This window comes from Streptomyces sp. NBC_01515, assembly GCF_045040345.1.
Classification (GTDB): Bacteria; Actinomycetota; Actinomycetes; order Streptomycetales; family Streptomycetaceae; genus Streptomyces.
The window spans coordinates 7,509,391-7,530,375 of the sequence record NZ_CP109416.1 but is presented as its reverse complement, the minus strand read 5'-3'; the positions used below and the strand labels follow the sequence as shown (position 1 = coordinate 7,530,375).

At 70.2% G+C, this 20,985-nt stretch carries 14 protein-coding genes; 7 read left to right on the top strand and 7 right to left on the bottom strand.

Annotated features, from left to right (window positions below; genetic code table 11):
- Positions 1-10: 10 nt before the first annotated feature.
- The gene (gene lon, locus OG407_RS34245) at positions 11-2,428 is read right to left on the bottom strand and encodes an endopeptidase La (protein WP_405863337.1); all 2,418 of its coding nucleotides are present in this window, start codon (positions 2,426-2,428) and stop codon (positions 11-13) included.
- A gap of 247 nt (positions 2,429-2,675) precedes the next feature.
- Positions 2,676-3,107: an ATP-binding protein gene (locus OG407_RS34240; RefSeq protein ID WP_405863336.1), complete on the bottom strand. Its 432-nt coding sequence runs from the start codon at positions 3,105-3,107 to the stop codon at positions 2,676-2,678.
- A 163-nt stretch (positions 3,108-3,270) separates the two neighbouring features.
- On the opposite strand from OG407_RS34240, the gene OG407_RS34235 reads away from it, so the two are divergent.
- The 3 genes from OG407_RS34235 to OG407_RS34225 are packed head-to-tail and all read left to right on the top strand — an operon-like array spanning position 3,271 to position 5,186.
- Positions 3,271-4,122: a helix-turn-helix domain-containing protein gene (locus tag OG407_RS34235; RefSeq protein ID WP_405863335.1), complete on the top strand. Its 852-nt coding sequence runs from the start codon at positions 3,271-3,273 to the stop codon at positions 4,120-4,122.
- 15 nt (positions 4,123-4,137) lie between these two features.
- Complete coding sequence (locus tag OG407_RS34230; RefSeq protein WP_405863334.1) at positions 4,138-4,338, top strand: DUF397 domain-containing protein; 201 nt, start codon at positions 4,138-4,140, stop codon at positions 4,336-4,338.
- A gap of 50 nt (positions 4,339-4,388) precedes the next feature.
- On the top strand, positions 4,389-5,186 hold the full coding sequence (locus tag OG407_RS34225; protein ID WP_405868764.1) for a GNAT family N-acetyltransferase: 798 nt from the start codon (positions 4,389-4,391) through the stop codon (positions 5,184-5,186).
- Between the two features lie 22 nt (positions 5,187-5,208).
- Here OG407_RS34225 and OG407_RS34220 read toward each other — a convergent pair whose 3' ends face one another.
- Complete coding sequence (locus tag OG407_RS34220; RefSeq protein ID WP_405863333.1) at positions 5,209-6,147, bottom strand: rhomboid-like protein; 939 nt, start codon at positions 6,145-6,147, stop codon at positions 5,209-5,211.
- A gap of 171 nt (positions 6,148-6,318) precedes the next feature.
- On the opposite strand from OG407_RS34220, the gene OG407_RS34215 reads away from it, so the two are divergent.
- The 4 genes from OG407_RS34215 to OG407_RS34200 all read left to right on the top strand — a co-directional run bounded on the left by OG407_RS34215 (position 6,319) and on the right by OG407_RS34200 (position 13,113).
- Positions 6,319-7,041 (top strand): spermidine synthase, encoded by a 723-nt coding sequence (locus tag OG407_RS34215; RefSeq protein ID WP_405863332.1) that lies wholly within the window; start codon positions 6,319-6,321, stop codon positions 7,039-7,041.
- A 113-nt stretch (positions 7,042-7,154) separates the two neighbouring features.
- A complete protein-coding gene (locus OG407_RS34210; protein WP_033282112.1) occupies positions 7,155-7,895 on the top strand; it encodes a response regulator transcription factor in 741 nt (246 codons plus the stop codon).
- Positions 7,892-8,998, top strand: a complete 1,107-nt coding sequence (locus OG407_RS34205; RefSeq protein ID WP_403590968.1) for a sensor histidine kinase — start codon at positions 7,892-7,894, stop codon at positions 8,996-8,998. The genes OG407_RS34210 and OG407_RS34205 overlap by 4 nt, the downstream gene beginning before the upstream one ends.
- 281 nt (positions 8,999-9,279) lie before the next feature.
- Positions 9,280-13,113 (top strand): multifunctional oxoglutarate decarboxylase/oxoglutarate dehydrogenase thiamine pyrophosphate-binding subunit/dihydrolipoyllysine-residue succinyltransferase subunit, encoded by a 3,834-nt coding sequence (locus tag OG407_RS34200; RefSeq protein ID WP_405863331.1) that lies wholly within the window; start codon positions 9,280-9,282, stop codon positions 13,111-13,113.
- Between the two features lie 90 nt (positions 13,114-13,203).
- Here the strand turns inward: OG407_RS34200 and OG407_RS34195 are convergent, their stop codons facing one another.
- From OG407_RS34195 to OG407_RS34180, 4 genes are read right to left on the bottom strand one after another with little or no spacing between them, the layout of a single operon-like run.
- Positions 13,204-17,460 (bottom strand): SAV_2336 N-terminal domain-related protein, encoded by a 4,257-nt coding sequence (locus OG407_RS34195; RefSeq protein ID WP_405863330.1) that lies wholly within the window; start codon positions 17,458-17,460, stop codon positions 13,204-13,206.
- On the bottom strand, positions 17,460-18,491 hold the full coding sequence (locus OG407_RS34190; protein WP_405863329.1) for an AAA family ATPase: 1,032 nt from the start codon (positions 18,489-18,491) through the stop codon (positions 17,460-17,462). The genes OG407_RS34195 and OG407_RS34190 overlap by 1 nt, the downstream gene beginning before the upstream one ends.
- A 58-nt stretch (positions 18,492-18,549) precedes the next feature.
- Positions 18,550-20,481, bottom strand: a complete 1,932-nt coding sequence (locus OG407_RS34185) for a trypsin-like peptidase domain-containing protein (protein ID WP_405863328.1) — start codon at positions 20,479-20,481, stop codon at positions 18,550-18,552.
- Positions 20,478-20,891 carry a CU044_2847 family protein gene (locus tag OG407_RS34180; RefSeq protein WP_405863327.1) on the bottom strand — a complete coding sequence of 138 codons (414 nt, stop codon included), beginning with the start codon at positions 20,889-20,891 and terminating at the stop codon, positions 20,478-20,480. The genes OG407_RS34185 and OG407_RS34180 overlap by 4 nt, the downstream gene beginning before the upstream one ends.
- Positions 20,892-20,985 lie beyond the last annotated feature (94 nt).

The following is a 20,985-nucleotide window of genomic DNA, read 5'->3' as shown; positions in this document are numbered from 1 at the left end:
GTCGCGTCCGTCACGCCGCCACCGGAACCTCCGACGTCGCGCCGTTCGTGGCCGGCGCCAGCGCCAGCTCCAGGACCTGGCGGACGTCCGTCACCGCGTGGACGTCGAGCTTGTCCAGGACCTCGGCCGGAACGTCGTCCAGGTCGGGCTCGTTGCGCTTCGGGATGATCACGGTGGTGACCCCGGCCTGGTGCGCGGCGAGCAGCTTCTGCTTCACGCCGCCGATCGGGAGGACCCGACCGGTCAGGGAGACCTCACCCGTCATCGCCACGTCCGTGCGGACCAGACGGCCGCTGAGCAGCGACGCCAGGGCCGTCGTCATCGTGACACCCGCGCTCGGGCCGTCCTTCGGCACCGAACCCGCCGGGAAGTGGATGTGCACGCCCCGGTCCTTCAGGTCGCCCACCGGCAGCTCCAGTTCGGCGCCGTGCGAGCGGAGGAAGGACAGGGCGATCTGCGCGCTCTCCTTCATCACGTCACCGAGCTGACCGGTCAGGGTCAGGCCCGCCGCGCCCGTCTCCGGGTCGGCCAGCGACGCCTCGACGTAGAGGACGTCACCGCCCGCGCCGGTGACCGCGAGGCCGGTGGCGACACCGGGTACGGCCGTGCGGCGCTCGGCCGGGTCCTGGGCGGACTCGGGCACGTGGTGCGGCCGTCCGATCAGAGCGCGCAGGTCGGCGTCGGTCACCGTGAACGGCAGCTCGCGCTGGCCCAGTTCGTGCTGGGCCGCGATCTTGCGCAGCAGCCGGGCGACGGACCGCTCCAGGGTGCGGACACCCGCCTCACGGGTGTACTCACCGGCGAGCTTGCGCAGCGCGCTCTCGTCGATGACGACCTCGTCGTCCTTGAGCCCCGCCCGCTCCAGCTGGCGCGGGAGCAGGTGGTCACGGGCGATGACGACCTTCTCGTCCTCGGTGTAACCGTCCAGCCGTACCAGTTCCATACGGTCGAGCAGTGCCTCCGGGATGGCTTCGAGCACGTTGGCCGTCGCGAGGAACACCACATCGCTCAGGTCGAGTTCGACCTCCAGGTAGTGGTCGCGGAAGGTGTGGTTCTGCGCGGGGTCGAGCACTTCGAGGAGCGCCGCCGCCGGGTCGCCCCGGTAGTCGGACCCCACCTTGTCGATCTCGTCGAGCAGGACCACCGGGTTCATGGACCCGGCCTCCTTGATGGCCCGGACGATACGACCGGGCAGCGCGCCGACGTACGTACGCCGGTGACCGCGGATCTCGGCCTCGTCCCGAACCCCGCCCAGCGCGACCCGGACGAACTTCCGCCCCATCGCGTGCGCGACGGACTCACCGAGCGAGGTCTTGCCGACACCGGGCGGACCGACGAGCGCGAGCACGGCACCACCGCGCCTGCCTCCGACAACACCCAGCCCCCGCGCCGCGCGCCGCTTGCGCACGGCCAGGTACTCGGTGATGCGCTCCTTCACGTCGTTCAGACCGGCGTGCTCGGCGTCGAGGATCGCCTTGGCGCCCTGGATGTCGTACTCGTCCTGGGTCCTTTCGTTCCAAGGCAGTTCAAGAACGGTGTCCAGCCAGGTGCGGATCCACGACCCCTCGGGCGACTGGTCGGAGGACCGCTCCAGCTTCTCGACCTCCTTGAGCGCGGCCTCGCGGACCTTCTCGGGAAGATCGGCGGCCTCGACACGGGCCCGGTAGTCATCGGACTCTTCGCCCTCGGCCGAGTCACCGTTGAGCTCGCGCAGCTCCTTGCGGACGGCTTCGAGCTGGCGCCGCAGCAGGAACTCACGCTGCTGCTTGTCGACGCCTTCCTGCACGTCCTTGGCGATGGTCTCGGCAACGTCCTGCTCGGCGAGGTGGTCGCGCAGGTGCTGGGTGGCGAGCTTCAGCCGGGCCACCGGATCGGCGGTCTCCAGCAGCTCGATCTTCTGTTCAGTGGTGAGGAAGGGCGAGTACCCGGAGTTGTCGGCAAGCGTGGACACATCATCAATGGCCTGCACGCGGTCGACGACCTGCCAGGCCCCGCGCTTGCGCAGCCAGGCGGTGGCCAGCGCCTTGTATTCCTTCACCAGCTCGGAAACGGAGCCGGGCAAGGGTTCGGGCAGGCTCTCGTCGAGCGCGGTGCCCTCGACCCAGAGCGCGGCACCGGGCCCGGTGGTCCCGGCCCCGATCTTCACGCGGCTACGGCCGCGGATCAGCGCACCCGGGTCGCCGTCGGCCAGCCGGCCGACCTGCTCGATGGTGCCGAGCACACCCGTGCTCGCGTAGGTCCCGTCGATCCGTGGCACCAGCAGGACCTTGGGCTTTCCGGGCTCGGACCGCGCGGCGGCCTGTGCGGCCTCCACGGCGGCGCGTACATCGGTGTCGTTCAGGTCCAGCGGAACCACCATTCCGGGCAGCACGACCTCGTCGTCGAGCGGCAGCACGGGCAGGGTGAGCGGTGTGGACGTCGAAGCCATGATCTCCCCTTAGGCAGTCAAGTTGAGCTATGCCGACTCAATGCTTGGGCGTCTTCGATTGTTCCCCACCTCGTGTTCGCCGTGAGCGATCAGACATCTCCCGGCCGCCTCGCCCCAGGTCAACGCGGATTCACAGCACGGTCTTCCCTGCACTCGGGGAGGGTGGGGCGCGGAAATGTGACACTCGGGGCTCACGTGTCACATTTCTGGCGAAGGGGTTCCCTTGCGTCCGGGAGCACGATCACCGTCACGCCGTCACAGGGCGCAGCGAGTCCCGCAGCAGCTCGAACCACACGACCTTGCCCTGGGCGGGCCCCATCCCGAAGCTCCCCCAGGCGTCGGCGCACAGTTCCACGAGGGCTAGCCCGCGGCCCCCGTCGGACTCCGGCCCGGGACAGTCGGCGGGGCGCGGCAGCACCGGCCCGGTGTCCCACACGCTGCCGCGGAGCCGCTTGTCCGCCCACTTGAGGCACACGGAGGCCGGGCCCGGCGCGTAGCGGCAGGAGTTCGAGAGCAGTTCGGAGGTCAGCAGGACGGCGGTGTCGACGAGTTCCGGGAGTCCGTGCCGGTCCAGGACGAGCCCGACGGCGGCACGAGCGATGCCGGGAGCGAGCGGATCGTGGGGGACATGCAGCGTGTACTCCCACTCGGCGGGCGGCTCGGGCAGGCGTTCATCCATGGCAACTCTCCCAGGGCGCGAGGAAGTTGACCGGTACGGTGTAACCGGTTCGCTACTCACCGTAGAGCCCAGGAGATAACAAGTGCCACCACAATGGCGATACTGGAATCCCCTTAACTCGATCGGGTGAACGGACCGCACCGCGACCAACAGGAGGGCAGCCATGGCCACTCGGAGCTTCAGCACGGAACGGCAGCGGCGACTGGGCACCGAACTGCGCCGCATGCGCGAGGACTCCGGGATGTCGATCCAGGAGGCCGCCGACCTCATGGGAACGAACCGTTCTCACATCACGAACACCGAGTTGGCGCGCTTCGGGATCAGTCCGGACCGCGTGCATACGCTTGCCGCCCACTACTCCTGTCCCAACACGGCGTACGTGGAAGCCCTGGCCGCGATGGCAGGGGAAAGGAACCGCGGTTGGTGGGAGGAGTACCGGGGCCACATCGCGAGCGGCGGACTTGACCTCGCCGAGTTGGAGTTCCACGCGACCAGCCTGCGCGTCTTCGTGGCCATGCATGTGCCCGGCCTGCTCCAGACCGAGGACTACGCCCGCGCCGTCATCACCGAGACGGTGCCCGCGTGGCCCTCGGCGGAGGTGCGGCGCCGGCTCTCGCACCGCCTGAGGCGCCGCGACATCCTGGACCGCGAGGATCCGCCTGCCTGCACGTTCGTCATCCACGAGGCGGCTCTACGACTGCGGTTCGGCACTCCAGACATCATGCGCACGCAGCTCAACGTCCTCATCGAGTCCTCGCAGCGCCGCAACATCACCGTTCGCGTCATCCCCTTCAGCGCCGGGGGCTTTCCGCTGCCGGGGCTGACCGCGATGTACGCGTCAGGACCTGTTCCGCAGCTCGACACGGTGCAGATCGACACCGCGAGCAGCTCGGAATTCCTCGATGCGCACACTCAACTGTCGAACTACCGTGTGCTGATGGAGTGCATCACGAAGGCCGCGCTTCCGGTGAAGGAGTCGAGGGAGTTCATCCGAACCCTCGCGCAGAGCAACTGAAGACAAGGAGGGGACATGTCCGAGATCGTCTGGCAGAAGTCGTCCTACTCGGGGTCCGGAGACGGCACGAACTGCGTCGAACTCGCCACCGACCAAGACACCCTCGCCCTCCGCGAGAGCGACGCCCCCACCGTCGTACTCCACACCGACCACCCCCAACTCACCGCCCTCCTAAGGCACATCAAGACCACCACCCCCCGTACCGTCACCCCGTGACAGAACCGGAAACCGAGACCCAGCCCCTCCTCTCCGCCTACGACAACCAGATGCGCGGCACCCCACCCATCCCGCCCGTCGGAGTGACGTACGAGAAGGACGGGCCGCTGCTACGGATCGTCGGCCAGTTCCGGGGGTTCGTGAGCGGGCCGCATGACCTGGGCGTACAGGGACAGGAACTGGACGAACTGATCGTCCGGCAGCGGGACTTCTTCGCCGCGCGCGGAGAGAGCGTGGAGTGGAAGACCCGCTCCCACGACGTACCCGCCGACCTCACCGACCGGCTGCGCGCGGCGGGGTTCGTGCCCGAGGAACAGGAGACCGTGCTGATCGGGCTGGCCGAGGAGATGGCCGTAGGAGAGCCCGTGCTGCCGGACGGGGTCACGATCCGCCGGGTCAGCGCCGTGGCGGACCTGCGGCGGATCGGCGCCCTGCAGTCGGCCGTCTGGGACATGGACCTGAACTGGCTGGCCACCGACCTGCTCGGCCGGATCGCCGCCGCTCCGGACGAGATGGCCGTCTACGCCGTCGAGGCGGAGGGCGAGATGGTCTCCGCGGCCTGGCTCGCCTTCCGGCCGGGGACGGAGTTCGCCAACATGCTGGGCGGCTCGACCCGCGCCGAGTGGCGCGGCAAGGGCATCTACCGCGCCCTCGTGGCCACCCGAGCCGCTCTCGCCGTCGCCCGGGGAGTGCGGTATCTGCAGGTGGACGCCTCGGAGGACAGCGCACCGATCCTGCGCCGACTGGGGTTCCGGGCGATCACGACGACCACGCCGTACGTGTGGTCACCGGAGCAACCGACCAGTAAGAGCGCCGACTTGGCATCCCGGGACCGGAGAAGAAGCTGAACGCGGTCACGCAAGCGGGGAGTTAGACCCCCGCGACCTCAACCCGGGCCGCCCCAGCCACCCCTACCGCTCGATTCACCCGTGCCGCCCGCGCCCACCGCCGTATCAACGGCCACGTCGCGACGCCTATCGTCAGCGAGATCAGGTGGCCCCAGTTCGTCATGGGGTCGGTGAACGCGATCAGGTCCGTGACCAGCGACCAGCCGAACAGGGTGATCAGCGGGAGGCCGAGCCACGGTCGGAGGAGGCCGGCCAGCGCTCCTATGCTCGTCGCCACGCCGAAGCTGATGCCGTAGTCGAGGCGGTGGAGGGAGCTGTCGGGGAGGTGGCCCACCAACACCGCGATTCCCACGGTGCCTTCGGTCGCCAGCGTGGCCACTATGTGCCCGAACAGGAAGACACCGGCCGCCCGTACCCCGCCGATCCGGCGTTCCAGCGCGGTCAGCACCAGCAGGAACAGGAACGCGTACGGCGACACCATCCCGCCCACGATCCACAGCGCGCTGGCGACCAGCACGAGGAACGGGTCGCGGAGGAGGTGGGTGACGTCGGTGCTGGACGCCTGGTGGAGTTGGTTCACGAAGGTCGGATCGGCGTACTGCGCCACGAGTGACGTCACGACGAGCAGCAACCCGTAACAGAAGGTGAACGGCGTCCCGGTGGGCGTGGGCAGCAGCCGCCAGGGGTGGAGGCCGCGGAGTGCGAGCAGGACGCGCGATTCTCCGGGGACGGCAGGGGTGGACGCCGAGACGGACACCGCCGCCGGGGTCGGAGTGGCGGACCTCAACTCCCCAGCCCCGTCCAGCACTTCCCGCTGTCTCGGCATCGCGTCCAACAGCCCGGAATCCAGGGGCGCGAACGACCCGGACTCATCGGCCAGGGGCCCGCCCTGAGGCGTGGCGGAGGCCTGGGTGTCGGCCGTCGCGATCCGTTCCACGGTGAGGCGCTCCTTCCGGTTCACACCCCACCCTTCGCCGTCCCACCTGCCCCTGTCTATGACCGACGCCACGCGAGGGCCGATTCACAGCAACCTGAAAGCCTTCCTGCGCGTCCGCAGGTACCTTGCACCCGGACGTGTTCGCCCTGGGTTAATTCGGCCGCACGATCCGGTGAAACTGCCAGGATGGATCGCATGACCACCGCGTACGACACCGCCGCGTACGACAACACCTCCGCGTACGACACCCCTGTCGTCCTGGACCGTCGCGAGGGCCCCTACGGCGAGGTGGTGCTGCGCCGGCACGGGGAGTTGCTCCAGATCATCGCCAACGGGTGCTTCCTGATGGACACCTCGGACGGGCGGTCGGAGCGGCTCCTGGTCGACGCCGCACGCGATGCCCTCGACTCGCGCCCCGAACCCGCCGTACTGCCGGACGTGTTGATCGGCGGACTCGGTGTCGGGTTCTCGCTCGCGCATGCCGCCGCCGACCCGCGCTGGGGCCGGATCACCGTCGTCGAACGGGAGCCCGCGATCGTCGAATGGCACCGATCGGGGCCCTTGTCCGCGCTCTCCGCGGCCGCTCTCGCCGACCCGCGCACCGAAATTGTGAAAACGGACCTAGTCGCATTCGTCAATGAGACTTGCGCCACTTTCGACGCGCTCTGCCTCGACATCGACAACGGCCCCGGCTGGACCGTCACCGACAGCAACGACAACCTCTACTCGCAGGCCGGACTGGCAAGCTGCGCAAGGGTGTTGAGGCCTGGCGGGGTACTCGCCGTATGGTCGGCGCAGCCCTCTCCGGAATTTGAGCGAACCTTATGGAATGCCGGGTTCCAACAGGTGCGTACCGAAGAGATCCCGGTTGCCCGAGGAGTTCCCGACGTCGTGCATCTCGCCGTACGACCTGGATAGCAAAGGCGACGTCACTCCCCGTACTCTGCTTCCCTGGCGCCGATCATTCAAGCGTCAAGCGCAGTCATGGGATCACCCCACTGGTTCCGGAAAGCACACTTCAGGGGCGGGCGATGGAGCAGACACACACCTCCCACAACGGTACGGCCACGGCCACGCCGGGCGCGCAGCGCCGGGTGCTCGTGGTCGAGGACGATCCGACGATCGTCGACGCCATCGCGGCCCGTCTGCGCGCCGAGGGATTTCTCGTGCAGACCGCGGGCGACGGGCCTTCGGCCGTCGACACCGCCGAGGCCTGGCAGCCCGATCTGCTGATCCTCGACATCATGCTGCCCGGCTTCGACGGGCTGGAGGTCTGCCGTCGTGTGCAGGCCGCCCGCCCGGTGCCGGTGCTGATGCTCACCGCGCGCGACGACGAGACCGACATGCTGGTCGGGCTCGGGGTCGGCGCCGACGACTACATGACCAAGCCGTTCTCGATGCGGGAGCTGGCGGCGCGCGTGCACGTCCTGCTGCGCCGGGTGGAGCGTGCCGTGGTGGCCGCGTCCACCCCGCGCTCGGGCATCCTGCGCCTCGGCGAGCTGGAGATCGACCACGCGCAGCGCCGGGTACGGGTGCGCAGCGAGGACGTGCATCTCACGCCCACCGAGTTCGACCTGCTGGTGTGCCTGGCGAACACCCCGCGTGCCGTGCTCTCGCGTGAGCAGCTGCTCGCCGAGGTGTGGGACTGGGCGGACGCCTCCGGCACCCGGACCGTCGACAGCCACATCAAGGCGCTGCGCCGGAAGATCGGCGCCGAGCGGATCCGCACGGTGCACGGCGTCGGTTACGCACTGGAGACCCCGACGCCATGAGCGACGGGCCGACGTCACGGAGGAGCCCCGGGGAGCCCTGGGGCGGCGTACGCCCGTTCTCGATCAAGACCAAGCTGGGCGCGCTGGTCGTCATCGCGGTGCTCATCACCACCGGGCTGATGATGATCGCCATGCGCACGGCGACGGAGCTGCGCTTCATCACGGTCTTCTCGATGATCGCCACACTGCTGATAACGCAGTTCGTGGCCCATTCGCTCACCGCGCCGCTGGACGAGATGAACACGGTGGCCCGGTCGATCTCGCGCGGCGACTACACGCGCCGGGTGCGCGAGAACCGCCGTGACGAACTGGGCGACCTGGCCGGGACGATCAACGTCATGGCCGACGAGCTGGAGGCGCAGGAGCGCCAGCGCAAGGAACTCGTCGCGAACGTCTCGCACGAGCTGCGCACCCCCATCGCGGGCCTGCGCGCCGTACTGGAGAACGTCGTCGACGGCGTCTCGGCCGCCGATCCGGAGACCATGCGGACGGCGTTGAAGCAGACGGAGCGCTTGGGACGTCTCGTCGAGACGCTGCTCGATCTCTCCCGGCTGGACAACGGCGTCGTACCGCTGAAGACGCGCCGGTTCGAGGTGTGGCCGTATCTCTCGGGCGTGCTCAAGGAGGCCAACATGGTCGCCTCCGCGCGCGCGGGCATCGCGTCGGGCTCGGGGAGTCACACGCGGACGGACGTCCATCTGCACCTGGACGTGTCCCCGCCGGAGCTGACCGCGCTCGCCGACCCGGAGCGCATCCACCAGGTCGTCGCCAACCTGATCGACAACGCGGTCAAGCACAGCCCCGCGCACGGCCGGGTGACGGTGAAGGCCCGGCGCGGAGCGCGGCCGGAGTCGCTGGAGCTGGAGGTCCTGGACGAGGGGCCCGGCATCCCCAAGGCGCAGTGGGCGCACATCTTCGAGCGGTTCAACCGGGGAGCGGTCAGCTCGCCGCACGGACCGGGCAGCGACGGCGGTACGGGCCTCGGGCTGGCGATCGCCCGCTGGGCGGTGGATCTGCACGGCGGCCGGATCGGTGTGGCCGAATCCGACCGTGGCTGCCGGATCATCGTCACCCTCCCGGGACTGTCTTCCGTGCCAAGTTGACGTAAAGTTCGAACCGGAGCCCCAAGATCCACGACGGTCCGCGCTGACGGACACGTGTGATCAGGCACAGGCCCGCGCCATCGGCGCGTCCGGCCCGCATCGACGCGTCCCTTCCACAGCGGAACCACGCTTGTTTCCCGCCATTTCGGCGCTCGAAACACACTTTCCGATGTGACTTACACGACGATGGACCGGCCCGACCTGACCTTGGCGGTCATGGGGGCGTAGCCTTAATTCCCGCTGTCCATCACCTTGTGAAGCGGAAGAGGGCGGTTGCCGCCGTGTCGTCACAGTCCCCCAGTAACTCGACCATCTCGACCGAGTCCGACCAAGCCGCGGGTAAGAATCCCGCGGCGGCGTTCGGGCCCAACGAGTGGCTCGTCGACGAGATCTATCAGCAGTACCTCCAGGATCCGAACTCGGTAGACCGAGCCTGGTGGGACTTCTTCGCCGACTACAAGCCGGGCGCGGCTGCCGCCCCGACCTCGACTTCGGCGGGTACTGCGGCCGCGGGGGCCGTAGGAACCACCCCGGCCCCGGCGGCGCCCGCCGCCCAGGCTCCGGCTCCGGCCGCTCCTGCTGCGCCCGCCGCGCCCGCCGCTCCGGCGGTCCCCGCGCCGGCGCCCGCAGCCGCGGCTCCGGCGCCGGCGAAGGCCGTAGCCCCGGCTCCGGCGCCCGCGCCTGCGAAGGCGGCGGCCCCGGCCGCTCAGCCGAAGAAGGCGGAGCCCGCGGCCGAGGCCGTCGGTGGCCCGGAGTTCGTCACGCTGCGCGGTCCCGCCGCCGCGGTCGCGAAGAACATGAACGCGTCGATCGAGGTCCCCACCGCCACGTCGGTGCGCGCGGTCCCGGTCAAGCTGCTCTTCGACAACCGCATCGTCATCAACAACCACCTGAAGCGTGCCCGGGGCGGGAAGATCTCCTTCACCCACCTCATCGGCTACGCGATGGTGCAGGCCATCAAGGCCATGCCGTCGATGAACTACTCCTTCCAGGAGAAGGACGGCAAGCCGACCCTGGTCAAGCCGGAGCACGTCAACTTCGGTCTCGCCATCGACCTGGTGAAGCCCAACGGCGACCGCCAGCTCGTCGTCGCCGGCATCAAGAAGGCCGAGACGCTGAACTTCTTCGAGTTCTGGCAGGCCTACGAGGACATCGTCCGCCGCGCCCGCGACGGCAAGCTGACGATGGATGACTTCACGGGCGTCACCGTGTCGTTGACCAACCCCGGCGGCCTCGGCACCGTCCACTCGGTCCCCCGCCTGATGCCCGGTCAGTCGGTCATCATGGGCGTCGGCTCCATGGACTACCCGGCCGAGTTCCAGGGCACGAGCCAGGACACCCTCAACAAGCTCGGCATCTCGAAGGTCATGACGCTCACGTCGACCTACGACCACCGGGTCATCCAGGGCGCCGCCTCCGGCGAGTTCCTGCGGATCGTCGCGAACCTCCTGCTCGGCGAGAGCGGCTTCTACGACGAGATCTTCGAGGCGCTGCGCATCCCGTACGAGCCGGTCCGCTGGCTCAAGGACATCGACGCGTCGCACGACAACGACGTGACGAAGGCCGCCCGCGTCTTCGAGCTGATCCACTCCTACCGGGTCCGCGGCCACGTCATGGCCGACACCGACCCGCTGGAGTACCGCCAGCGCAAGCACCCCGACCTGGACATCACCGAGCACGGCCTCACCCTGTGGGACCTGGAGCGGGAGTTCGCGGTCGGCGGCTTCGCCGGCAAGTCCCTGATGAAGCTGCGCGACATCCTCGGCGTGCTGCGCGACTCCTACTGCCGCACCACCGGCATCGAGTTCATGCACATCCAGGACCCGAAGCAGCGCAAGTGGATCCAGGACCGCATCGAGCGCTCGCACTCCAAGCCGGAGCGCGAGGAGCAGCTGCGCATCCTGCGCCGCCTGAACGCGGCGGAGGCCTTCGAGACCTTCCTGCAGACGAAGTACGTCGGTCAGAAGCGCTTCTCCCTTGAGGGCGGCGAGTCGGTCATCCCGCTGCTCGACGCGGTCATCGACAGCGCGGCCGAGTCGCGCCTCGACGAGGTCGTCATCGGCATGGCCCACCGCGGCCGCCTGAACGTGCTCGCGAACATCGTCGGCAAGTCGTACGCCCAGATCTTCCGCGAGTTCGAGGGCAACCTCGACCCGAAGTCGATGCACGGCTCCGGCGACGTGAAGTACCACCTGGGCGCCCAGGGCACCTTCACCGGCCTGGACGGCGAGCAGATCAAGGTCACCCTCGCGGCGAACCCGTCCCACCTGGAGACGGTCGACCCGATCATCGAGGGCATCGTCCGCGCCCGCCAGGACATCATCAACAAGGGCGGCACGGACTTCACGGTCCTGCCCCTCGCCCTGCACGGTGACGCGGCCTTCGCGGGCCAGGGCGTGGTGGCGGAAACGCTCAACATGTCGCAGCTCCGCGGCTACCGCACCGGCGGCACGATCCACATCGTCATCAACAACCAGGTCGGCTTCACGGCGGCTCCCGAGTCGTCGCGTTCCTCGATGTACGCCACGGACGTGGCCCGCATGATCGAGGCCCCGATCTTCCACGTGAACGGCGACGACCCGGAGGCCGTGGTCCGCGTCGCGCGGCTGGCCTTCGAGTTCCGTCAGGCGTTCAACAAGGACGTGGTGATCGACCTCATCTGCTACCGCCGCCGCGGTCACAACGAGTCGGACAACCCGGCCTTCACCCAGCCCCTGATGTACGACCTGATCGACAAGAAGCGCTCGGTGCGCAAGCTGTACACCGAGTCGCTGATCGGTCGCGGCGACATCACCCTTGAGGAAGCCGAACAGGCTCTCCAGGACTACCAGGGCCAGCTGGAGAAGGTCTTCACCGAGGTCCGCGAGGCGACCGCCCAGCCGGGCGCCGTCCCGATGTCGGACCCGCAGGCGGAGTTCCCGGTCGCGGTCTCCACGGCGATCTCCTCGGAGGTCGTGAAGCGGATCGCCGAGTCCCAGGTCAACATCCCGGACACCTTCCACGTCCACCCGCGCCTGCTGCCCCAGCTGCAGCGCCGGGCGACGATGGTCGAGGACGGGACGATCGACTGGGGCATGGGCGAGACGCTGGCGATCGGCTCCCTGCTGCTTGAGGGCACCCCGGTGCGCCTCTCCGGCCAGGACTCCCGCCGCGGCACGTTCGGCCAGCGCCACGCGGTCCTCATCGACCGTCAGACGGGCGAGGACTACACCCCGCTCCAGTACCTCTCCGAGGAGCAGGCGCGCTACAACGTCTACGACTCCCTCCTCTCCGAGTACGCGGTCATGGGCTTCGAGTACGGCTACTCGCTGGCCCGCCCCGACGCGCTCGTGATGTGGGAGGCGCAGTTCGGCGACTTCGTCAACGGCGCGCAGTCGGTGGTCGACGAGTACATCTCGGCGGCGGAGCAGAAGTGGGGCCAGACGAGCGGTGTGACGCTGCTCCTCCCCCACGGCTACGAGGGCCAGGGCCCGGACCACTCCTCGGCGAGGGTCGAGCGCTTCCTGCAACTCTGCGCCCAGAACAACATGACGGTAGCGATGCCGACGCTCCCCTCGAACTACTTCCACCTCCTGCGGTGGCAGGTGCACAACCCGCACCACAAGCCGCTGGTGGTCTTCACCCCGAAGTCGATGCTGCGCCTCAAGGCCGCCGCGTCGAAGACGGAGGAGTTCACGACGGGCCAGTTCCGCCCGGTCATCGGCGACGCGTCGGTGACGGACCCGGCGGCCGTCCGCAAGGTCGTCTTCGTCACGGGCAAGCTGTACTACGACCTGGACGCCGAGCGGGTCAAGCGCGGCTCCACGGACACGGCGATCATCCGCCTTGAGCGGCTGTACCCGCTGCCCGGCGCCGAGGTCCAGGCCGAGATCGCCAAGTACCCGAACGCCGAGAAGTACCTCTGGGCCCAGGAGGAGCCGGCCAACCAGGGCGCCTGGCCGTTCATCGCCCTGAACCTGATCGACCACCTGGACCTGGCGGTCGGCGCGGATGTTCCTCACGGGGAGCGGTTGCGGCGGATCTCGCGTCCGCACGGGTCGTCGCCGGCGGTGGGGTCGGCCAAGCGGCACCAGGCTGAGCAGGAGCAGTTGGTGCGGGAGGTGTTCGAGGCGTAGGTCTCGACGTCTTGGTCTTACGTACGGTGGGCCCGGCTCCGAGTCTTTGGACTTGGGGGCGGGCCCATTGGCGTATCCGGGGGGGGTGGGTCAGCGGTCGTCGGGGGGATCGCAGAAGACGGCGAGGTGGCGGGCCCAGGCGGCTTCGGGGTCGCGGCGGGTGAACTGGGCTCTCAAGTAGCCGACCTGCGCTACGAGTTCACGGGCGGTGCCGACCCGTTGAAGCAGGTCCTCCGCGCGGCCGTAGAAGTCGGTGCAGTCGGCGTGGGTCGCTGACCGGCTCCACAGCATGAGGGGGAAGCCCAAGTTCTTGGCCACATTGAGGCCGTTGGTCCGCGTGACCGTGTCCGCATGCCGACACAGGAGCGGTACTGCGTTGAAGGGCGTCGCCGCCCAATCGACAGGGCCTGCACCATGCACCCGGAGGCCCTGCAGTGGGCCTCTGGACACCACGTCCCAACGCCGCCGCCAGTTCTGGGCCGAACTACTGCCCAGACCGTCCTTGCTGCGTACGAAGACGTTCCGCCCCCATCCGAGGGCGTTGCCCTCTGGCAGCCGCCAGTCCTCCACGGGGAGTTCCCACAGCAACGCGCTCGGCAGGAAGAACTGGACGGAGGCCGTGGTGCCGGGTGTCTCGGCCACCGACAGCGCCTCCAGAAGGGGCCCGCGCAGCCACTCCAGCAGTTCTTCGGGCCGCCCACCCAACATGTCCTGCCAATGGGCCTCCTCCTCGCTTCCCCGCACCAGGACAAGGCGACAGCCGTAGGCCTCGGCGCCGGTGCGCTCGATCTCCACGCGCACAACGGGTCCGATCCGGGTGAAGTCCGTGTCCACGCGGCTGAAGGCGGCGCTGACATCCTGCCCGCCCTCACCCGCGAGGCGCTGCCGGGTGACGTCGGTCCAGTTCCGCAGCGCGGCGAGAGCGGGGGCCTGGGCCGGTCCGCTCCGGGTGGCCTGGTGGGCCCAGACGCGTGCGGCGTACAGGAGCAGGCGCTCGTCGGTGACGAGGTGGTTCAGGTATCCGGCGCCGTCCCGCCAGTGGCGCGGGGGAACATCCGGCCGTTCTCGTGGCCCGAGCAGTTCCAGGACCATCTTCGGCTCGATGGGCGGATCCAACTCGGCGAGGAGTCCGTAGAGTTCGGTCCGCTCGTCGGGTGGGAGGGCCTGAGACGGTGGGTCGGTGAGCCCGAGTTGGACGCCGGTCCACGTCATGTGGGGACCCCGTTCGGCGAACCGCTCGGCGTGGTGCCGGTCATGCGCCCGTACGAGGCCGTGCCACAACTCGGCGCCCGTAGGGCCCTCTTCGCACAGCGCCCGCAACTCCTCGATGCGGACTGCCTCTCCCCTCCCGCCGCCGTCTGCCCGCCGGGACTTGATGACACCGATGACGGAGCCGTCGTGTTCGTCGACGACGGGGCCGCCCGCGCTTCCGAGGGGGATCAACTCGCCGTCCAGCAGGAGGGTGTCCCGGCCCAGCCGTCCGGAGACCGCGGCTGCCGTGAATACCACCCGGGGTGCGTCCAGGGGCCCTTCGGCGCCGTACAGCGTCGCCGGTCCGTTGTGGGCGATCTGGCGGTCGGTGAGCCACAAGCAGTCGACTCCGTCCACGTCAGGCACGTGCAGCAGCGCCAACTCGCCCACGTCACGGACCCGTTCGACCTGGTGGCGGCGGCCGTCCATCGTGGTGACGCCGACGCCCGACTGCCGGTCGCGGCCCTCGACCACGTGGGCCGCGGTGACCACCCAGCCGGGCGCCAGGAAGAAACCACTCGCCGATACGACACCCTGCGCGCCGGCCGGGGCGTGGACTCGGACGAGGGCGCGCCGGACGAGTTCGTCCCGCTCGGCCGCCGGTGCGGCCGGGTTCTCCTCGGCGGCGGACACCCTCAGCGCGGGGACCGCCTCCGCCCAGGCCCCGTCCTTCGTGGTGATCAGCGCGTGGCCGCCGCTGATCAGGAGGTCGTTGGCGTCCTGGAGGTCGTCCCAGTCGTCGTAGACGATCAGCCAGCGGAGGTTCGCCTCGCGCAGGTGACGGAACAGTTCATGGAGTTGTGCGAGGTCATCGGCGTACGCAAGTGTGGAAGCGAACCGTTGGATGTCGCCGAGTCTCGTCTCATGGTCCCGAGCCCGGATCCACCCCACGAAGTCGTAGTCACTGGCGAACCGACGCACGTACTCCGCCGCAAGTTGTGTCTTGCCGGACGACGGCGGTCCGACCAGAGCACAGGCCGCCGAACCGCCTTGAGCAGTCGACAGCCTCCCGCGCAGTTGCCCGAGAAGGTCTTCCCGCAGGACGTATCCCGGCGAAGGTGTGGGCACCATGCCCCACACCACCTGGATAGGTCCGGGAAACTCGAAGTCCGGGGCTTCAGGCGGGTAAGCGCCTGGATCGTCGCCCAGAATGTCCAGCAGCCGCCATCTGGCCATGCGCTCGGTCAAGTTGGCCAGGGAGACGACCGGTTCCAGACCCGGGCTCCAGTGCGGTGGAGGCCAGGGAGGGCTGACATCGACGGTGACGATCAGCTGTTCGGCCATCGCCACGAGGGTTGCCAGTGCCACTTCGAACACTTTGCAGCCGTTGCCGAGAAGGAGGAGCACCGGTGACGCGAACGGCTCCCGCAACTCCTCGACTTCGGTCCAGATCCGCAGATCCACGCCGTATCCCGCAGCGCCCAGCACGTGGGCCGTCCAGAGCGCCCACGCCCTGTCGTCCGCCATGTAGAACACGGCAAACCGCTCACGCCGCACCTCCGGCGCCCCGAACCGCCCCAACACCACCCGCGACACCTCGGCGAACGCCTCCGGAACCCCCTCCTCCCCCGCAGGCACCGCCCCCGTGTCCCCAGTCAACCGAGCCAGCGCCAACGCCGGAAAGTTCCGCGCCCGGCGCCCGAAGTGCCGTTCCACGTACTCCCCGCAGTGCTTGAGCACGAGCAGCGCATCCCCCCGAGGCAGCAGCCGCAGCAACTCCTCCCGCACCCCGGGAACGAACTCGTACCACCCCTCCCCGTCACCGCGCTTCAACAGCCCACTGAGCAGAACCTCGGCAAGCACGGACGGCCCGCTGCGCGGCTGTACCGCCCGCTGGACCAGCTGCATCACCGGCAGGCTCAGCGGTACGGCGGAGAAGGAGACGGCGAGGGACACCGCCTGGCGGGAGGCCGAGCGGCGGAAGGCGGTGACGAGTGGGCCGGGGTCGGCGGGCGGGCGTTCGGGCCTGGGCGGGGCCGCAGGGTGCCCGGCGTGGACCCAGGCGGCCGCCGCGGGCAGGGAGAGGCCGGTGCCGCCCGACAGCAACCGGGCCCAGGTGCCGAGCGCGGCCCGGGTGGGCCCGAGCACCGGCACCGGGAGCGCGCCGGACGGTACTTGACCCTCGGCCGGCCTGAACTCCAGCCTGGCGCCCAGCCCTTCGCGACGGCGCAGCGTGCCCGGGAGGGCCGGGAGGTGCGTGCGCCGCCACAACCGCTGCGGCAGGGTCTGGACCACGGCGACGGGCGCGGCCCGCGTCCAGTGGTGCAGCAGCCGTTGAAGTTGACCCGAGCGCCACAGCGGGCCCGCACAGTCGCTGAGGACGAGGGTGAGTTGGCGTCCCGTGGGGTCGCGCAGCTGCTCGGCGGCGCGCAGGCCACGGCCCGGTTCCCGTGAGGTGCCGATCGCCAACTGGCCGTCGGCGCCCTGGTGGACGTAGTGCACCTGCACCTCGCGGAAGGCGCCGAGGCCCGCGCAGATCTGGCGGAGTTCCTCAAGTGTGCTGTCCCAGACGGAGGTTGAGGTCGACGCGTCCATCAGCAGCCGCATCCGGGCCTCGCGGCGTGCGCCCGGTCGCAACACCGGGGTGAACAGGCCGGTCTCGGCGGCCCGTTCGGCGGTGGCCTGTTCGTCGAGGAGGTGGGCGGTGGTGCGGACGGGCGGGCGGTAGCACTGGAGGGGGCGCAGGGCGCGCTGGAGGGCGAGGGAGTTCGGGAGGGCGGTCGCCACGGGGACCCGGACGGGGACGAAGTCCGGTTCGGGGGTGGGTTGTTCGGTGCCGGCACGGGGTGTGGGGCGAGGGCGGCGGTCGGCGTAGAGGTGGGTGCGGTCGTCGGGCGGGGTGGGGGTGGGGGCCGCCGTGGAGTCCGGGCGGGGTGTCGGCTCCTGTGGGGTGGGGATGCTCGAAGGCTCGTCCAGCGGATCCGCCGCCAACTCCGTTTCCGGAGGGGTCACTTCGGCGCGGGACACGTGTTCCGCCAGCCACAGCGCCTCCGCGAGTTCGCGTGCGCTGGGGTCGACGCCCAGCCGGGCGCGCAACCGCTCGGCGAGTCCACCGAGCGGTCCGTCCGCCGAAGAGGGCGTCGAAGGTGCCGTCATCAGCGCGTTCCGTGCTCGCCCTGGTCCAGGGGCCGCATCAGCAGCTCGGCGAGCCGTTGCCGGTCGGGCTCGCTGTCGCGTACCGCTTCCTGGGTGAGGTAGATGGCGTTGAGGAGTTGGTCGGCGGCGCGCAGGGAGCCGGGGCTCGACTCCAGGAACTCGCGGATCAGTTGCTCGTTGCCGGACGTGTCCGTGTCGCCGAAGTGGGCGCGGACCATGGCGTCGAGACGGGCGGTGCCCCACTCGTCGTTGCGGGGCGCGGGCAGGTCGAGGTGGAGGCAGCGGCGCAACAGCGGTGCGGGGAAGTCGCGTTCACCGTTGCTGGTCATCACGACGACGGGGAAGGCGCGGCAGCGCACCTGCCCCTTCCGGACGGGGGCGCGGTCGCCGTCGTCGGTGAGGACCTGGACCTCGGACTGTCGGCGCGCGATGCGCTGCAGCTCGGCGATGCCGAACTCGCCCTCCTCCAGGGCGTTCAGGAGGTCGTTGGGCAGGTCGATGTCGCTCTTGTCGAGTTCGTCGACGAGGAGGACCCGGGGGCGGGTGCGGGGCAGCAGGGCGGTGCCGAGCGGGCCCAGGCGCAGGTACTCGCCGATGTCCTCCGTGTAGGGCTCGCCCAACTCCTTTGCCATCTGCATGTCTTGGAGGCGGGCGATCGCGTCGTACGTGTAGAGGCCGTCGCGCAGGGTGGTGCGGCTGACGATGGGCCAGTGCAGGACGCGGCCGAGGCCGAGTTCGTGCGCGAGGGCGTGGGCGAGCGTCGACTTGCCGGAGCCCGGGTCGCCGGTCACCAGCAGGGGGCGCCTCAAGTAGAGGGCCGCGTTGATCAGTTCGAGTTCCTCCGGGCGCCAGGTGAGGCCGCCCGCGCCCCGGGTGCCGAGGCGGCGCGTCGACTCGGTGCCCAGCGGCGGGACCGTCCCGACGAGCGGGCCGCCGTCGAAGTCGCGCCACGGCGGCGGCGCGGGCAGCCGTTCGACACCGTCGTGCGGCTCACCGGAACCCCGGAAGACGAACCAGTCGGGGGTGGTCACGGGAGTCTCCTTCTGCCGGGCGGTCACAATCCACGGGTCGCGGTGGTGAGTTGGCGGGTCACGGGGAGTCCAACGGGTCGTCGCAGACCGGGAGGGGGCGCCGCGGGTCGTCGTAGAGGAGCGCGACGTGTGCCGTCCAGGCCGCGTTCTCGCCGCCCTCCTCACCGGCCTGTTCCCGGAGGGCTCGCAGCCGCTCGGGCAGGGCCGCGGCGCCGTCGACCGAACCGAGCAACTGCGCGCTACGGCCGTACAGTTCGCCGCAGTCCACGCCGCACGCGCGTGCGTGCTCGCCCTTGAGGCCGCACAGGGCGACGCCGTATCCGGCGCCGATCGCGTCGGTCAGCGAGTCGGCGTTCTGGTGCGGCGGGCGGCACAGGACCGGCACCGCGTCGGGTGCCGCCGCCTCCAGCGCCTCCTTCGCGTACTCGGGCGCGTGCACCGGCAAGGCCTTGAGCGCGCTCCCGGCGACCCCGTCCCAGCGCTCCCGCCACACCGGGGCGGGCTCGCCGCGCCGGTTCAGCGAGCGCAGCACGACCTGCCGCTGCGCGCCCATGGACGGCTCGGCGGTCCGCGGCCACTGGTGCGCGTCGAGCCCGAAGTGCTCGACGGGAAGGGCCAGTTCGAGCCGGGCACGGCGGTGCTCGGCGTCCAGTTTCCGGAACGCCCTGCGCAGCGGCTGGTGCAGCGCCCGCTGGAGATCGGCGAGCGGGGCACCCTCGTCCTCGGCGTCCTCGTCGAGCATCCGCGCGGTGTCGGGACCGTCGGGCCAGGACCAGACCCGCCAGTGGAAACGCTCACCGGGGCCGTACGGGTTGAGTTCCAACTCGACGGCTACGACGGGCCGTTCACTGTCCGGGGCGGCGGGCCCCGCACTGCCGTGGTCGTCGGTGTCGTCCGCGAGCCGGTCGTCACCGACGACCAACTCCCTTTCGTCTTCGGCCCGTTCACGCAGCAGCGCCGCGAACGGGCCGGGGAGCCGCTCGATCCGCGCCTTCACCCAGCGCTCCAGTTCGGCGACGGCGTCCGGTGCCCGTCGCCGGCAGGCATGGGCCACGGCGAGCAGGTAGTGCAGCGCGACGATCTCGGCGCCCTCGGGCTGGTCGTGCGCCCAGCCCTGCCCGTCGCGCCAGTCGACCGGGGCCAACTCGTCCTCCCACAGCGGCTCGTAGCCGAGCACGCGGCTGATCATCCGCTGGAGCTCGGCCGACGAGACGGGCCGCGGGAGTTCGGCGAGCAGCGCGGACGCCTCGGCGCTGTCGCGCGCTCCCCAGCCGCCCGCCCGCGGTTCGCCCTGCAACCGCACCCAGTTGGGGCCGGCCGTCATGCGGTGGTGCCACCGGTCGTGCGCGCGGATCAGCGCCGCGTACGGGTCGGGGCCCAGGCTGTCCTCGCCGCCCACGGCGCGCGCCTCGCGGAAGCCGCGCAGTGCCGTCGCCGCGACGGCCAGGCCGCCGTCCTTGCCTGCGCGGCGGGCCTTGACGATGCCCGCGACGACTCCGTGGTCACGGTCCAGCAGGGGTCCGCCGGAGGCGCCGTGCGGTATCTCCATGTGGGGCGCGAGGGTGAACCCGTAGGAGCCGTCCCTGCCGTTGCACTCGCTGTGGCCGTTCCAGCGCTGGGGCGCGCCGCCGGTCGGGGTGCGCCAGCCGAACGCGGTGACCTGGTGCGGCGGGTCGTAGCGATCGGTCAGCCGCACGCACGCGTGGCCGTCGGCCGCGTCATCCTTCAGGCGTACGAGGGCGAGGTCCTGTTCGGGGTCGGTGCCGCCGCCGAGCCAGTACGCGAGCCGGGCCGGGGTGTCGAGTTGATGGCCCTGTACGCGCAGCGTGCCGACGCTTTCGACATCGCCGTCGATGTGCAGGACGTGCGCGCAGGTCAGCACCCAGCCGGGCGCGACAAGAAAACCACTCCCCCAGAGGGTGCCGGGTGCCCCGTCCGGACCGATCCGGACGGTGGCGCGAATCGCCAACTGTTCCAGCTGGCCGGTCATGTGGCGGCGGCGTTCCGGCCGTCCTGGAGAGCCGTGACGGATGCGTCCCCCGCGGCCTGGGCCTGCACGCTGTCCGCGCGCCAGGTGAGCGTGATCGACAGGGCCGCCTTGGCCTCACCGTCGGCGAGGAGTGCCACGGCCTTGCCGGGCTTCATCGCCAGTTCCACCCCGAAGGTGGCGCTGACCTCGTCGGGCCGCACGGCACGCGCCGCCGCCAGCACGGCACCGCCGACACCGCTGACGAGTTCGTTGAGCTGGTCGATCCGCGCGGCCATGTGATCGAGGGCGCCCACGTCCTCGTACGCGAACTCGTCGGCCCCGCCGGGCACTTCCTCGGCCGAGAGCACGCTGACCCGAGCGAGTACCCGCTCTCCCCCGGGCAGCTCGATCTCCTGGATCTTCCGTTCCATCACGCCCCCGTACGACGATCCCGTCCGCCTGTGGTCATTGTGCCCAGGCACGCGCGCGTGAAGTGCGGGATCGGAACCATTGCCCTCCCGCATA